Here is a 12,536-nt window from a genome sequence, read left to right as displayed (position 1 = left end):
TCAATCCCTATAATTGGAATATGTTATGATATATCAGGAAAATCATTTACGAATTGGAAAGGAATGATGATATGGAAACCATCATCTGTACGACGTGTGGTGTCGAACAAATCAATCCGCATCGCGAAACGTGTCCGATTTGCTTAGAAGAACGACAGTATGTCAATCCGACCGGTCAAACATGGACGACACTCGCTGCCATGCAAGCGTCAGGAACGTACCAAAATATCATTATGGACGACGGAGCAGGTGTCTATGCGATTCAGACGACACCAGCATTCGGCATCGGTCAAACGGCATATCTCGTCCAAGGAAAATCGTTTAACCTGTTATGGGACTGCATTACATATCTTGATTCCGCAACGAAAGAGCAGCTTGACGAATTAGGCGGGCTTCAGGCGATCGCTTTATCACATCCGCATTATTACGCGACACAAGTCGAATGGGCAGAGGCTTTTGACGTACCGATCTATATTCATGAAGACGATGCGTCGTTCGTGACGCGACCAAGTGAGCGCATCGTATTCTGGAGTGGTGAACGCTTGGAGTTAACGGAAGATTTGATGTTACATCGCGTCGGTGGTCACTTCAAAGGAGCAGTCATCTGTGAACGAAAAGATGCGTCAGCAGGACTTTTGTTGACAGGAGACATCATTCGAATCGTTGCCGATCGGGCATGGGTCAGTTTCATGTACAGTTATCCGAATATGATTCCGCTTCCTGCAAAGACGGTCGCGCGCATGGCAGAAACGATACGCCCGCTTCGCTTTGAAAAATTATATGACGCCTTTCATCGGAAGATCGAAACCGATGCGTCTGAAGCTGTAGTGCGCTCTGCAGAGCGGTACATTGCTGCCTTGAACGGAGACTGGTTCACGACATGAAGTCGCGCTTGATCGTCATCCGTGGAAACTCCGGTAGTGGAAAAACGACGCTAGCTAAGGCATTACGATCGGTCTTACCGGATAGTATCCTGTTTTCGCAAGATGTCATCCGTAGAGAAATGTTGAACGTAAAAGATGGACCAGGAAATCCGACGATTCGCTGGATCGAGGAGTTGGTCAAACTTGCTGACGGACGTCATGCGACGATTCTGCTAGAAGGAATTCTCGCACAGGATTGGTACGGTGAGATGATTGACCGGTTGGAACGACGCTTTACTTCACGGTACGTGGCATATTATTTTGACGTTTCATTCGAAGAAACCGTCCGTCGCCACGCAATGCGCCAGCCGACGGAGTTTTCTGAGACGGATATGAAACGCTGGTGGATTGATCAGGATCACCGCCCGACGGATCGTCTGATTGCTAAGGATAGATCCATAGAAGCCATGATTCAGATAATAAAGCGTGAGCAGATAGGAGAGAGTCAATGACACACTATATTTTTGACATGGATGGAACATTGTTTCAAACAAATGCTGTGCTTGCGCATACGTTAGAAGAGGTCTTTCATGAATTGCGTCAGACGGGGCGCTGGGAAGGAGAGACTCCACTCGCGCTCTATCAGAAGATCATGGGCGTCTCGCTACCGAAAGTATGGGAGACATTACTTCCGGATTTTTCAGCCGCAGACCAACAGGTTGTGGATCAAAAGTTTCGACATAGCTTAGAGCAGGCAGTCAAGTCCGGGCATGGTTGTCTATATCCAGGAACGGTCGAGTTGCTCGCTCGTTTGAAACAAGCGGGTCACTCGGTCTATATCGCTAGTAACGGGTGGCCGTCCTACCTATCAGCGATCGTAACGACGTATGGTCTTGAGGCGTATATCGATCATGTCTATAGCATTGAAGACATTCGTTCCGGCGATAAATCAGCACTCGTACGAGAGATTTGTAAGACGCACGACATCTCGTCCGGATACGTCGTCGGCGACCGATTGTCCGATTTCAAAGCGGCGCAAGCGAACGGACTAGTAGCAATCGGTTGCCAGTTCGATTTTGCGCAAGAGCAGGAACTCGTAGTCGCGGACCGAATCGTAACAGAGCTGAGTGCTGTCTACTAAAAAGAGCCGTCTTCTGCGGAAGACGGCTCTTACTTGTAGCAATTATTCTGCCCACCAAAGGGCATCGTCTGGTTTTTTTGCGATCGACGCGACTTCTTTTTCACTCGATACAGTCGGATGCGATCCTTTAAGTGCTTTACCGGCTGTATTTTTAAAGAGGAAGAAGAACGTGACGAACCCGATGACGCTGACTGCTGTTAGATAGAAAGCAGGAGCGAGCGGATTTTGCGTCTCATGGACGAGCCAAGTCGAAACGAGTGGCGTCGTTCCACCGAAGATCGAGACCGAGACATTGAACGTCACGGATAGTGTCCGGTAGCGGACATCCGTATAGAAGATACTTGGTAGGAGACTAGGCATCGTTCCTTCAAAGATCGCCAAGAAGAATCCGAGGATGAAGATTCCGATTCCGACGAACAAGAGTGGTTTAAGACCAATCAAGAAGAACGACAGGATCGAAAGCAACGATAGTCCTGCTAACGCGAAGAGGACGATATTGCGATTGCCTTTTTTATCACTTAGTTTTCCGAAGAAATAAGCGAGTGGAATCATGATCACCATGACACCGGTGATGAGAATCGTACTTGTCGAACTTGACATACCAATGACTTCATCAAGGTATGATGGCATGTAGGACAAGAGCATATAGTTCGTAATGTTGAAGAACGCGACAGCAATGAAACAAAGGATGATATCACGCTTATGATCGCGTAAGATTTCGCGGAATGTCGCGGGTTCTTCTGTATTTTCATTAATCTCATTTTCGAAGATTGGCGACTCATCCAAATGACGACGTAAATAGAGACCGAATAAACCGAGTGGTGCTCCAAGGATGAATGGAATCCGCCATCCCCAAGATGCCATTTGATCATCTGATAAAGTGACAAAAAGTGTTGTAGCAAGTAATGAGGCAAGAATGTACCCACCGAGTGTTCCGATTTCAAGACCACTTCCAAGAGCACTCCGTTTGTTATCAGGTGACGACTCGGCAATGTAGACCATTGCTCCGGCATATTCTCCGCCAGTCGAGAACCCTTGTAAGATGCGGGCTAATAGTAAAAGGATGGGTGCCCAAATTCCAATTTGATCGTAGGTCGGTAATAATCCGATGATAAGCGTTGAACCGGCCATCATAACAATTGTCGTCGTTAAGACGACCTTCCGTCCAAGTCGATCTCCGATGCGTCCAAAGACGATTCCGCCGATTGGTCGCATTAAAAAAGCGATCGCAAAGGTCGCAAAAGTAAAGACAAGCTTCAGTTCATCATTTTCAACAGCGCTAAAGAAGTTTTGACTGATGATGATTGCGAGATAGGAATAAAGACCAAAATCGAACCATTCCATCGCATTCCCAATTCCGGTCGCGTAGACACTCTTTTTGGTTTGCTGCATGTCAACGACATTGACTTTTTCTTTTCTGAATTTCATAAGTTCTGTTCACTCCCTTTGATAAGTTTGTATCGTACCATAGGGAGAAATGAAGTCAAGTTAACAATGTGCTTAACCAATTGAAAATGACTGAAAACGGCTCTATGCCGGGGGTTGTCAAACCGTTGATGCTCTAAGGACGAACAGGGGTGTGCATTTTTTATGAAAAAAATTGAAATTTTTTTAGATGTTTTCTTAAAATCGAAACAATTTTCATGTGTTTTCATAATTTAAAAAATCAGTAATCCGCCTATAGAAGGAGGGCAGGAGGACCATATTTTGGTAAGTTAAAAACTCAGATGGAAAAGTGAAGGAGGAGTACATATGAAAAAGAAATGGATCGCAATTCTGGTTATCGGTCTCATTGTAATAATTGGTGGTTGGTATGTCAGTTTTAAAGAATCACAAGTATCTGGTTTTCCGGTGCCGCGATTTGCTACGGCAATTGAAATACAAGGTGAGTGGAAGATCAAAACTCGACTTGTCTCGGAAACCGATGGACCGGGTTTACTGTATGGAACTCGGATCCGACAAGCCGGTTGGAAAGAACTCGATCGTGAAGGCGCAACAGCGTGGTATGAAAAAGACGGGAAAGTGGTTGCCTTGACGACGTTTGATGGGGAACTGTACCTCGAAAATTCTAGTAAAGAAGAGATTCGATTATAAAATCACAAAATGAGGCCATGATTGGATCATTGCTGTAAGAACTTCAAAAGGATTGCATGGCACTGGCTCATGCAATCCTTTTTGTTTTAATCGTCTTTAGAAGAGGAGAGTTGTTTATGGGTCTTAGAATCATAAATTTTATAGGAAATCGGGAACTGATGATTCTTCGTTGAAATGACGCGACAATAATAGGGCACGTCTTCTCCGTACGCTCCTAATTCCGGATTTTCTAGGAAGGTGAAATCCTCATAATCCTCTGTTGAGTCGAAAATAATAGAAATGGAGTGAGTCTTACCCGAGTTTTCCTCTACATAACAGTCACCTTTGATGACAGCATGGTTCTTGAAAACGATCTGCGTAAGGCTAGGAACCGTCCAGTAGAGTAGTCCAACTCCAAATAACGTGATCAAGATGAATTGAAGTTTGGTTTTAAATGATTCTGTTGAGTCTTTCCATGTACTAATCGTAAAAAAAACGCCGCCAAAAAGTGTAATGATTCCGAGGATGAGCATTCCATAGTATTGAATAAGTTCACCATTCATTCAAGTTTGCTCCGTTCCTCATAAATATAGTCCGTTCGCCTGGACGACGAAGTGTGAATGTTCGTAGTGGTAGGTTATGACGGAATAGTCGAACGGACGACCATTCGTTAAGTGAAAGACTGTCTCGATCGTCAATCCAGGATCGCCCTCGGCGAGATCCAGATGACGAGCCGTCTCTGCGCTTAATTTCCCGACGTGCATGTACATATCCGAGAATCCAATGTTCAATTGGAGTGCTGTCTCTAAGTATTCGAAAATCGATTGTTCGACGATTTCGCGATTTAAGTACGGAACGATCGATTGACGATAATAAGACTCTTCGAGACAGAGGATTTTGCCGTCAATGAAACGGATTCGCTTAACGTAATAGACTGTCTCACCCGATTCGATCCCAAGATTCTTCGCGATATTATCCGTTGCATCGATTGGTTCGAGTACGAGAACAGTTGACTCAATCGTATGACCGACGAGATTCTGCTTGAATCCTTGAGTCGAGAACAGTCGAATATAGCCGGTCCGATTCGTCTTACGGACAAAAATCCCGCTTCCACGGACTTGAAAGATGATGCCTTTTCGTTCAAGCAATTCGAGTGATTTTGTCATCGTCGTTTTACTGACGGCGAACTGCCGGATTAGTTCTTCGAGGATAGGTAGTTTGTCGCCTTGCTTTAACTCATGTTTTTCTATGTATTGCTCGATTTCATCGGCAGTTTGCTGGTATTTCAGCATAGGACACCTTCTTTTCTCACGAACTGATTTCTAATGTGAGTTTAGCATATTATTGATGTCTCCAAAATAGAATAGTTAATTAAATTATTTATGTATTGATTAATTGTGCATGTACAATTAAAATGAAAGGGTATTCAACGCGTCATATTCAGGGGAGGTACACAATATGGGCAAGGTTCGCGATTATCAAAAACTGGCGCACTCGATTTTAGAAGCGGTCGGAGGAGAAGAGAATATCATCAGTGCTGTTCGATGCGCTACACGACTTCGTCTTGTCTTAAAACGTTCAGATCCAGTAGCCAAAGAAACGGTCAGTGCATTACCTGGCGTCATTACGGTCGTTGAGTCTGGCGGGCAATTTCAAATCGTCATTGGTCAACACGTTGGAGAAGTCCATCAAGAATTTGTGAAACTCGTCGATCTAGAGCAACCGGACACGGAAGAGGCACCGAAAGGGACGGTCCTTAACCGAATCATAGCGACGATGTCAGCCGTATTTGCACCGTTCGTTTATATCTTAGCTGCAGCAGGGATTCTGCAGGGAACATTGATTTTAGCGACACTTGCTTTTCCGGCATTCGTGAAGACGGGCACTTATGAAGTCTTCAGCTTTATCTCGTGGGCGCCTTTTACGTTCTTGCCAATTTTCATTGCCATCACGGCAGCGAACCATTTTAAAGTCAATGCATTCATTGCCGTTGCGTGTAGTGCAGCACTGGTCAGTCCAACGTGGGCAGACATCGCGGCGCGAATTACTGCAGGTGAATCCATCACGTTTCTAGGAATTGCTTTATCCGGAACAACTTATACATCATCGGTCTTACCTCCATTATTCCTCGTCTGGATTTTGTCCTACGTCGAACGATTCCTGAACAAGACGATCCACGAAGTCGTTCGTCCATTGTTCGTGCCATTCTTTAGTATGGTGTTGATGGTTCCATTCACGATTCTCTTGATCGGACCGATTACGACACTTGGTGCAGAAGGGATTGCAAATGGGTATAACTACTTAGCAGAGAATGCTCCTGCGGTCGCTGGTCTGATCATTGGTGGCTTCTGGCAAGTCATCGTCATCTTCGGTGTCCACTGGGGTGTCACGCCGATGGTGCTTGCGAACTTCGAACAATATGGTCGTGATTCATTCCAGGCGTATCAAACGATTGCCGTCATCGCCCAAATCGGTGCTGTCATCGGCGTCATCTTAAAAGCACGAAACAAAGAAACAAAAAAAGTCGGTGTCTCAGCAGGACTAACAGGTATCTTCGGCATTACAGAACCAGCCATCTATGGTGTGACGCTTCGTTTTAAGAAACCATTCATCTACGGTTGTATCTCTGGTGCGATCGGCGCCGTCACGGCGAGTTTCTTTAAACCGTATTACTTTGCTTACGCCGGATTACCGGGACCATTGACGCTCGTCAATGGAATCGATTCCGACTACCCGTCGTCCATCATCGGTTTATTGATTGGAACAGCGATTGCCTTGATCCTGCCGATTGTCTTGATTCAAGTATTCGGTTTCGGTGAACAAGCATCACCTGTCGTCGCAACGGAAACGACAGCGACCCCTGTTGCTGAACAAGAAGTCAGTGCGACACTAACGAACGAAGAGACACTGCGTGCACCGCTTGAAGGAACAATTGTTGCCTTATCGGATGTACCGGATCCTGTCTTTGCATCCGGTGCGATGGGACAAGGGATAGCGATTCGTCCAACTGGCAATGTGGTAACCGCACCATTTGATGGGACTATCGTCATGATTGCCCCGTCCGGTCACGCAATCGGGCTACGGTCAACGAGTGGCGTCGAAGTCTTGATTCATGTCGGTCTTGAGACGGTGACACTTGACGGCAAACCGTTTACACTTCACGTCAAAGAAGGTGAGGCGGTGACGACAGGTGATTTCCTCATGACGTTTGATGCGACAGCGATTGAGACACATGGACTCGAGACGATCACACCAATCATCATTACGAACACACAGAGTTATGCGCAAATTCTACCGACGGACGAGACGGTCACGACGGCAAATACACAGATTTTGACGATCATCAAGTAAGAGAAAAAGAAGGAGGACATGAAGGTGAAGACATTACCAAACGATTTTCTATGGGGCGGTGCGCTAGCAGCGCATCAATTTGAGGGTGGCTGGAACGCTGGTGGCAAAGGACCGAGTGTCGTTGATGTATTGACGGCAGGAGCACACGGCGTCGCACGACGTATCACGGATCAGGTAGAGGAGAATGAATTCTATCCGAATCACGAGGCGATTGATTTTTATCACCGTTATAAAGAAGATATCGCGCTGTTCGCTGAAATGGGACTGAAGTGTCTTCGGACATCGATCGGTTGGAGTCGGATTTTCCCGAATGGAGACGAAGCTGAACCGAACGAAGAAGGACTGAAGTTTTATGATGATGTCTTCGATGAATTACTGAAATACGGCATTGAGCCAATTATTACATTGTCGCATTTTGAGATGCCACTTCACCTTGCGCGTGAATATGGCGGTTTCCGTAATCGGAAAGTAGCATTGTTCTTCGAGAAATTCGCAGAAGTCTGTTTCACGCGCTATAAAGACAAGGTCAAGTACTGGATGACGTTCAATGAGATCAATAACAAGATGGATGTCAGCAATCCACTGTTCCTCTGGACGAATTCAGGTGTCCTCCTCGATCCGGAAGAGAACGCGATGGAAGTCATGTATCAAACGGGACACCATGAATTGCTAGCGAGTGCGCTTGCTGTCGCAAAAGGGAAAGCGATCAACCCAGACTTCGAGATCGGGGCAATGGTTTCGCACGTGCCAATCTATCCGTACTCATCGCACCCGGAAGATATTCTACTTGCTGAGACATCGATGCGTCAGCGTTACTTCTTCCCGGATGTTCAAGTCCGTGGTTATTATCCGTCTTACGCATTGAATGAGTTCAAACGAGAAGGATATGACATTCCAATCTTAGACGGTGATGCGGAGATTCTTCGTAACGGAACGGTCGACTATCTCGGATTCAGTTACTACATGTCGACGACTGTCAAACATGATGCCGTCGTCAATAATACAGGTAACATCGTTAACGGGGGTCTCGCACAAGGTGTTGAGAATCCGTACATCCAGTCGAGTGACTGGGGCTGGGCGATTGATCCGGTTGGTCTTCGATACGCGATGAATCGTCTCTATGACCGCTACCAGATTCCGTTGTTCATCGTCGAGAACGGCTTTGGTGCGATTGATACAATCGAGGATGGTCAGATTCATGACACGGCGCGAATCGATTACTTGCGTGCGCATATCGAAGCGTTCAAAGCAGCCGTGCTCGAAGATGGCGTCGAATTGATCGGCTACACGCCGTGGGGCGTCATCGACATTGTCTCTTTTACGACAGGAGAGATGAAAAAGCGCTACGGCATGATCTATGTCGACCGGGATAACGAGGGCAAAGGATCAATGGAACGGATGAAAAAGGATTCGTTCGATTGGTACCGTCACGTCATCGAGACGAACGGTGCTGCGTTACACAGTTCAGAGACGGCCAAATGATGATGTAAGGGGTATCGGAAAAAATCCGTTGCCTCTTTTTTTTAAGAATTAGAATGAAAAAGTAGTGGGGTATGGCACACTAAGGAAAAAACGGAGGACCGGTAATGATCAAAAAACGCTATGCCGATCGACATGACTGGCGTCGCATTACACAACGACACTATGTTCATGAACAAGTAGAAAACGAAGTGTTTAACGGACATGTGACGCTTCTTCAACTTATTGAAGTCGCTTCACCATTAGACGTCAAATATGGCGACGAAACGTTTCGAATCGCTGACGCTGGTTACGTCTGGGTACAACAATTCCCAAGCGATGCTCATCATGCCGTGACCTCGATGTTTGACGCCACAGGTCAGTTGGTACAAACCTATATCGATATTTGTCTTCGTACCGGTGTGGAGGACGGACGAGTCTACTGGGAGGATCTGTTTCTCGATCTGATCGTTTTGCCATCAGGAGAAGTCTTATTAGTCGATGCGGACGAACTGGAAGCAGCGCAGGAGCAAGGGACGGTCTCACAATCAGACTATGCGCTCGCTTGGGCAGAAGCAAAGCAACTCCAGAACCAACTACAAGACGGGTCTTTTCCGCTAGTCGCGCATGCAGAAGTGATAAAAGAACGGCTAGAACAGCAATTTAAACAGGGAACACCGCGTTGACGGGGTTCCCTGTTTTTTAGGCGTGTCGTTCTGCTTCAACTTCGTTCGTCGTAAAGTACCGTTGCTTGCTCGGGAGGAGAACCAATCCGAGAAAACAGATTGTCACCAACACGAGGAGGCAGGCAAATAGAATCGTACTGAAGCGAAACGACCAAATATCGCCGAGTAGACCAATGCTGACGATCGCTAGAATCTGGAGCAGACTGACGCCGACACCGTAAAGACTCGTAAAGCGTCCCATTAAGTGTAGTGGAATATTCGTCTGTTGGAACGTCAGAAAACCGGTTCCTGCAAATGCGTGGAAACATCCGAGCAACAAGAAACCAGTACAGACGATTGAAAACGAATTTGCACTTGCGTACAGCATATAACCGATAGCGACAAACGTATAGCCAATCGTCAGCATCGTCCGAACGGAAAGGGTTTTAGCGTAGCGAGCGACGATCCAGCTACCGGCAACAGAACCAATCCCCGTCAGGCTCATCAGTAAGCCGTAGTCGGTTTCTGATAAGCCGATGCTTCGCTGTAAAAAGACGACTTCTTGCGTATCGAGTGCAAGCGTCGCAATCATCATTAGCATCGCGAGGACATACAATCCAGTCACGTAAGGCGCGTCTTTACTGAACTGATAGACAAGCCGCCAATCGGACAGGATGTCTTGCAGCCGCATCCCTCGTTCGACCGAAGCGGTAAAACGCGGCAAGCGCATCAGCAGAACAGCTGATCCGAAAAACGAGACAGCGTTGAGCCAAATGGCAACGTCGGCAGAAGCAACATAGAGCAATCCTCCAGCGAGAGCAGGACCAATCAAAAAGGCACCTGACGTGATCAGACTACGATAGGCATTAAACGACGTCCGATCGTTTTGTGGAACAAGCGTCGTGATGTAGGTCAACGTTGCCGGTTCAACGACTGCTTTGATAATGGCTAAGGCGATCAAGTCGATGTAAAGCAACGATAGTGGTAAAAATGGCATGATACCGATTAAGAAAGCACGCAACACATCAGTCTGAATCAACAGTCGACGTAAGTCGAATCGGTCGACCCAACTTCCTGCGAACGACTTGATGACGAGAGAGACGACTGGACTGATGATCCACAGCGCAGCAACGGCAGACGCTGAACCGGTCAAACGGTAGATATAGACATTGATCGCAACGAGATAAATGAAGTCACCAAACTGTGAAATACCGAGCGCACTTAAGAGTATTCGTTCCCGAGAAGACATGACAGCATCCTTTCTTACATCATTTTCCAATAGTATACCAGAAAATTCAGATAACGTTTTCGTATATCTCTATACTTTTTCCTGATGAGTGGGTATACTTGGAAAAAATCGAAGAAAGAAGGACTTGTTTATGATATCAACCATCGACTTATATCAAGCATTACCTGTACTTGAAACAGAGCGACTCCGTTTGCGTCCAGTTCGCATAGAAGATGCAGCAGATATCTATGCCTATACGAAAGATGAAGAGACAGCAAGATATGTCAGCTGGCATGCGCATAAAAGCCTTACGGATTCTGAACAATTCGTCGAACACATCCTTCGCCAATACGAACTAGGGAATCCTGCACCATGGGCAATCGAAGACAAAACGAGCGGACGGGTCATCGGAACGATTGATTTCATCAAAGTCTCGTTTGAGCAACAGCAAGCAGAACTCGGTTATGCGCTGTCGCGCGAGTACTGGGGGAAAGGTTTGATGCCGGAAGCAGCAGCGCGTCTTGTACAGTACGGTTTTGAGACGCTCGGTCTTGAACGTATTCAAGCTCGTTGTTTTGTTGCGAATGACGGATCAGCTCGTGTCATGGAAAAGATCGGCATGACATTTGAAGGCGTCTCTCGGAGTGCTTTGTACGTTAAAGAGCGTTTCTGGGATTTAAAGATTTATGCGATCACACGTAGTGATTATGAAGGAAGGTAAGAGATGGGTTCACGGCTAATGCATGCCTATATCGGACAACGATTGATTATGTTACTACCGGAAATAGAGCCTGCTCGATTCCTTCTAATAGAACGATATGAAGAACTAGAACGATATGAAGAACGAACGCATCCACTCAGCTTAGGATGCGTTTTTTCTTTATTCATTTTTTAAATTTTAATTCAAAGCAAAACACTCGGAATAAGTTTAATTTTATGATATATTGGAAATAAGAAAAGTAAGGAAGTAAGGAATACAAGAAAAACACAGGAAGAAGGAAGTTCGTAATGGAGCTATCAAAGTTAACGTCAAAAGGACAGATCACCATTCCTAAAAAAATTAGGCAAGCCTTGCAAGTGGAGGAAGGAGATCGCGTGGCATTCATTGAGGAGGACGGATTTGTCATCATGGCGAAAGCGGATTTGAAACAGCTGCATGATCTTCAAGATATATTGAGTGATGAGACGTTCAAGGCACTCATCCACAAAGCGAATCACCATTTGTAAAATTTAAAAATAGGAGGAAATATAACATGGATATGCGAGAAGTAGATTTACCAGGAATCGGACGGAAGTTCGAAGGCATCACGACACGAGGAGATAAGGTGGTCGTCATCGTTCACGACGACGGACGTCGAGAGGTCCATCATTATGATGATGATGATTTTGATGAGAGCATCTCGAGTGTGACGTTTAATGACGCAGAAGCTCGTCAAATGGCAGGAATTCTCGGAGGACTGTCCTATAAGCCGAAAGATCTCGAGAAAATCGAATTAGCATTTGATGATCTTGTGATCGAATGGTTTAAAGTTGGTCAGGATTCAAAAGTCAACAATCGAACGATCGGAGAACTCGATGTCCGCAACCAGTATGATATCTCGATTATTGCCGTGCTCAAGCATGACCGTTCAAAATCGCTGAATCCTGGACCAGAAACGCGTCTTGAAGTGGGAGATACGATCGTCTTATCAGGTGAGCGTCAAAACGTCCGTCACATCACGAAAGCATTATTCTCAATCGAAGGAGGCGGATAATAT

15 protein-coding genes are annotated in these 12,536 nt (G+C 46.0%); 11 read left to right on the top strand and 4 right to left on the bottom strand.

The annotated features are described in order from the left end of the window. Nucleotides 1-71 precede the first annotated feature (71 nt). From VJ374_RS09120 to VJ374_RS09110, 3 genes are read left to right on the top strand one after another with little or no spacing between them, the layout of a single operon-like run. A complete protein-coding gene (locus VJ374_RS09120) occupies nt 72-884 on the top strand; it encodes an MBL fold metallo-hydrolase (protein WP_329468595.1) in 813 nt (270 codons plus the stop codon). Beyond that, nucleotides 881-1,375: an AAA family ATPase gene (locus tag VJ374_RS09115; RefSeq protein WP_329468592.1), complete on the top strand. Its 495-nt coding sequence runs from the start codon at nt 881-883 to the stop codon at nt 1,373-1,375. Before VJ374_RS09120 ends, VJ374_RS09115 begins: the two co-directional genes overlap by 4 nt. Continuing rightward, nucleotides 1,372-2,004 (top strand): HAD hydrolase-like protein, encoded by a 633-nt coding sequence (locus VJ374_RS09110; RefSeq protein WP_308101666.1) that lies wholly within the window; start codon nt 1,372-1,374, stop codon nt 2,002-2,004. Before VJ374_RS09115 ends, VJ374_RS09110 begins: the two co-directional genes overlap by 4 nt. Before the next feature lie 42 nt (nt 2,005-2,046). Here the strand turns inward: VJ374_RS09110 and VJ374_RS09105 are convergent, their stop codons facing one another. Further along, the gene (locus tag VJ374_RS09105; RefSeq protein WP_035407564.1) at nt 2,047-3,432 is read right to left on the bottom strand and encodes an MFS transporter; all 1,386 of its coding nucleotides are present in this window, start codon (nt 3,430-3,432) and stop codon (nt 2,047-2,049) included. 324 nt (nt 3,433-3,756) lie between these two features. On the opposite strand from VJ374_RS09105, the gene VJ374_RS09100 reads away from it, so the two are divergent. Continuing rightward, nucleotides 3,757-4,098 carry a hypothetical protein gene (locus VJ374_RS09100; RefSeq protein WP_329468589.1) on the top strand — a complete coding sequence of 114 codons (342 nt, stop codon included), beginning with the start codon at nt 3,757-3,759 and terminating at the stop codon, nt 4,096-4,098. Between the two features lie 86 nt (nt 4,099-4,184). Here the strand turns inward: VJ374_RS09100 and VJ374_RS09095 are convergent, their stop codons facing one another. Together VJ374_RS09095 and VJ374_RS09090 are read right to left on the bottom strand one after the other, a co-directional pair. Next, the gene (locus VJ374_RS09095; protein WP_290750878.1) at nt 4,185-4,640 is read right to left on the bottom strand and encodes a hypothetical protein; all 456 of its coding nucleotides are present in this window, start codon (nt 4,638-4,640) and stop codon (nt 4,185-4,187) included. A gap of 18 nt (nt 4,641-4,658) precedes the next feature. Beyond that, nucleotides 4,659-5,369: a GntR family transcriptional regulator gene (locus VJ374_RS09090; RefSeq protein ID WP_035407572.1), complete on the bottom strand. Its 711-nt coding sequence runs from the start codon at nt 5,367-5,369 to the stop codon at nt 4,659-4,661. Nucleotides 5,370-5,535: 166 nt separating this feature from the next. Between VJ374_RS09090 and VJ374_RS09085 the strand changes: the two genes are divergently transcribed. From VJ374_RS09085 to VJ374_RS09075, 3 genes are all read left to right on the top strand, one after another. Then, nucleotides 5,536-7,428, top strand: a complete 1,893-nt coding sequence (locus VJ374_RS09085) for a beta-glucoside-specific PTS transporter subunit IIABC (RefSeq protein ID WP_329468585.1) — start codon at nt 5,536-5,538, stop codon at nt 7,426-7,428. Between the two features lie 18 nt (nt 7,429-7,446). Continuing rightward, the gene (gene bglA / locus VJ374_RS09080; protein WP_442899590.1) at nt 7,447-8,910 is read left to right on the top strand and encodes a 6-phospho-beta-glucosidase BglA; all 1,464 of its coding nucleotides are present in this window, start codon (nt 7,447-7,449) and stop codon (nt 8,908-8,910) included. A gap of 104 nt (nt 8,911-9,014) precedes the next feature. Next, nucleotides 9,015-9,572, top strand: coding sequence for a ribonuclease FAU-1 family protein (locus VJ374_RS09075; protein WP_329468580.1), 558 nt, complete (start codon nt 9,015-9,017; stop codon nt 9,570-9,572). 16 nt (nt 9,573-9,588) lie between these two features. On the opposite strand, the gene VJ374_RS09070 is transcribed toward VJ374_RS09075, so the two are convergent. After that, a complete protein-coding gene (locus VJ374_RS09070; protein ID WP_329468578.1) occupies nt 9,589-10,800 on the bottom strand; it encodes an MFS transporter in 1,212 nt (403 codons plus the stop codon). Between the two features lie 130 nt (nt 10,801-10,930). Between VJ374_RS09070 and VJ374_RS09065 the strand changes: the two genes are divergently transcribed. The 4 genes from VJ374_RS09065 (at nt 10,931) to VJ374_RS09050 (ending at nt 12,533) form a co-directional block, all read left to right on the top strand. Continuing rightward, nucleotides 10,931-11,500 (top strand): GNAT family N-acetyltransferase, encoded by a 570-nt coding sequence (locus tag VJ374_RS09065; RefSeq protein WP_329468576.1) that lies wholly within the window; start codon nt 10,931-10,933, stop codon nt 11,498-11,500. A gap of 3 nt (nt 11,501-11,503) precedes the next feature. After that, nucleotides 11,504-11,674 carry a hypothetical protein gene (locus tag VJ374_RS09060; RefSeq protein WP_329468574.1) on the top strand — a complete coding sequence of 57 codons (171 nt, stop codon included), beginning with the start codon at nt 11,504-11,506 and terminating at the stop codon, nt 11,672-11,674. A gap of 113 nt (nt 11,675-11,787) precedes the next feature. Next, nucleotides 11,788-12,006, top strand: a complete 219-nt coding sequence (locus VJ374_RS09055; RefSeq protein WP_035407592.1) for an AbrB/MazE/SpoVT family DNA-binding domain-containing protein — start codon at nt 11,788-11,790, stop codon at nt 12,004-12,006. Nucleotides 12,007-12,032: 26 nt separating this feature from the next. Then, complete coding sequence (locus VJ374_RS09050) at nt 12,033-12,533, top strand: cation:proton antiporter regulatory subunit (protein WP_214728206.1); 501 nt, start codon at nt 12,033-12,035, stop codon at nt 12,531-12,533. Nucleotides 12,534-12,536 lie beyond the last annotated feature (3 nt).

The organism is Exiguobacterium sp. 9-2, assembly GCF_036287235.1.
In the GTDB taxonomy this organism is placed as follows: domain Bacteria; phylum Bacillota; class Bacilli; order Exiguobacteriales; family Exiguobacteriaceae; genus Exiguobacterium_A.
This window is presented reverse-complemented; position numbering and strand designations above follow the sequence as displayed.

Excerpts from the sequence above, each read along its gene's own strand:
- VJ374_RS09120 (WP_329468595.1), top strand. The coding sequence starts at position 72 with ATGGAAACCATCATCTGTACGACGTGTGGTGTCGAACAAATCAATCCG.
- VJ374_RS09115 (WP_329468592.1), top strand. The coding sequence starts at position 881 with ATGAAGTCGCGCTTGATCGTCATCCGTGGAAACTCCGGTAGTGGAAAA.
- VJ374_RS09110 (WP_308101666.1), top strand. The coding sequence starts at position 1,372 with ATGACACACTATATTTTTGACATGGATGGAACATTGTTTCAAACAAAT.
- VJ374_RS09105 (WP_035407564.1), bottom strand. The coding sequence starts at position 3,432 with ATGAAATTCAGAAAAGAAAAAGTCAATGTCGTTGACATGCAGCAAACC.
- VJ374_RS09100 (WP_329468589.1), top strand. The coding sequence starts at position 3,757 with ATGAAAAAGAAATGGATCGCAATTCTGGTTATCGGTCTCATTGTAATA.
- VJ374_RS09095 (WP_290750878.1), bottom strand. The coding sequence starts at position 4,640 with ATGAATGGTGAACTTATTCAATACTATGGAATGCTCATCCTCGGAATC.
- VJ374_RS09090 (WP_035407572.1), bottom strand. The coding sequence starts at position 5,369 with ATGCTGAAATACCAGCAAACTGCCGATGAAATCGAGCAATACATAGAA.
- VJ374_RS09085 (WP_329468585.1), top strand. The coding sequence starts at position 5,536 with ATGGGCAAGGTTCGCGATTATCAAAAACTGGCGCACTCGATTTTAGAA.
- bglA (WP_442899590.1), top strand. The coding sequence starts at position 7,447 with ATGAAGGTGAAGACATTACCAAACGATTTTCTATGGGGCGGTGCGCTA.
- VJ374_RS09075 (WP_329468580.1), top strand. The coding sequence starts at position 9,015 with ATGATCAAAAAACGCTATGCCGATCGACATGACTGGCGTCGCATTACA.
- VJ374_RS09070 (WP_329468578.1), bottom strand. The coding sequence starts at position 10,800 with ATGTCTTCTCGGGAACGAATACTCTTAAGTGCGCTCGGTATTTCACAG.
- VJ374_RS09065 (WP_329468576.1), top strand. The coding sequence starts at position 10,931 with ATGATATCAACCATCGACTTATATCAAGCATTACCTGTACTTGAAACA.
- VJ374_RS09060 (WP_329468574.1), top strand. The coding sequence starts at position 11,504 with ATGGGTTCACGGCTAATGCATGCCTATATCGGACAACGATTGATTATG.
- VJ374_RS09055 (WP_035407592.1), top strand. The coding sequence starts at position 11,788 with ATGGAGCTATCAAAGTTAACGTCAAAAGGACAGATCACCATTCCTAAA.
- VJ374_RS09050 (WP_214728206.1), top strand. The coding sequence starts at position 12,033 with ATGGATATGCGAGAAGTAGATTTACCAGGAATCGGACGGAAGTTCGAA.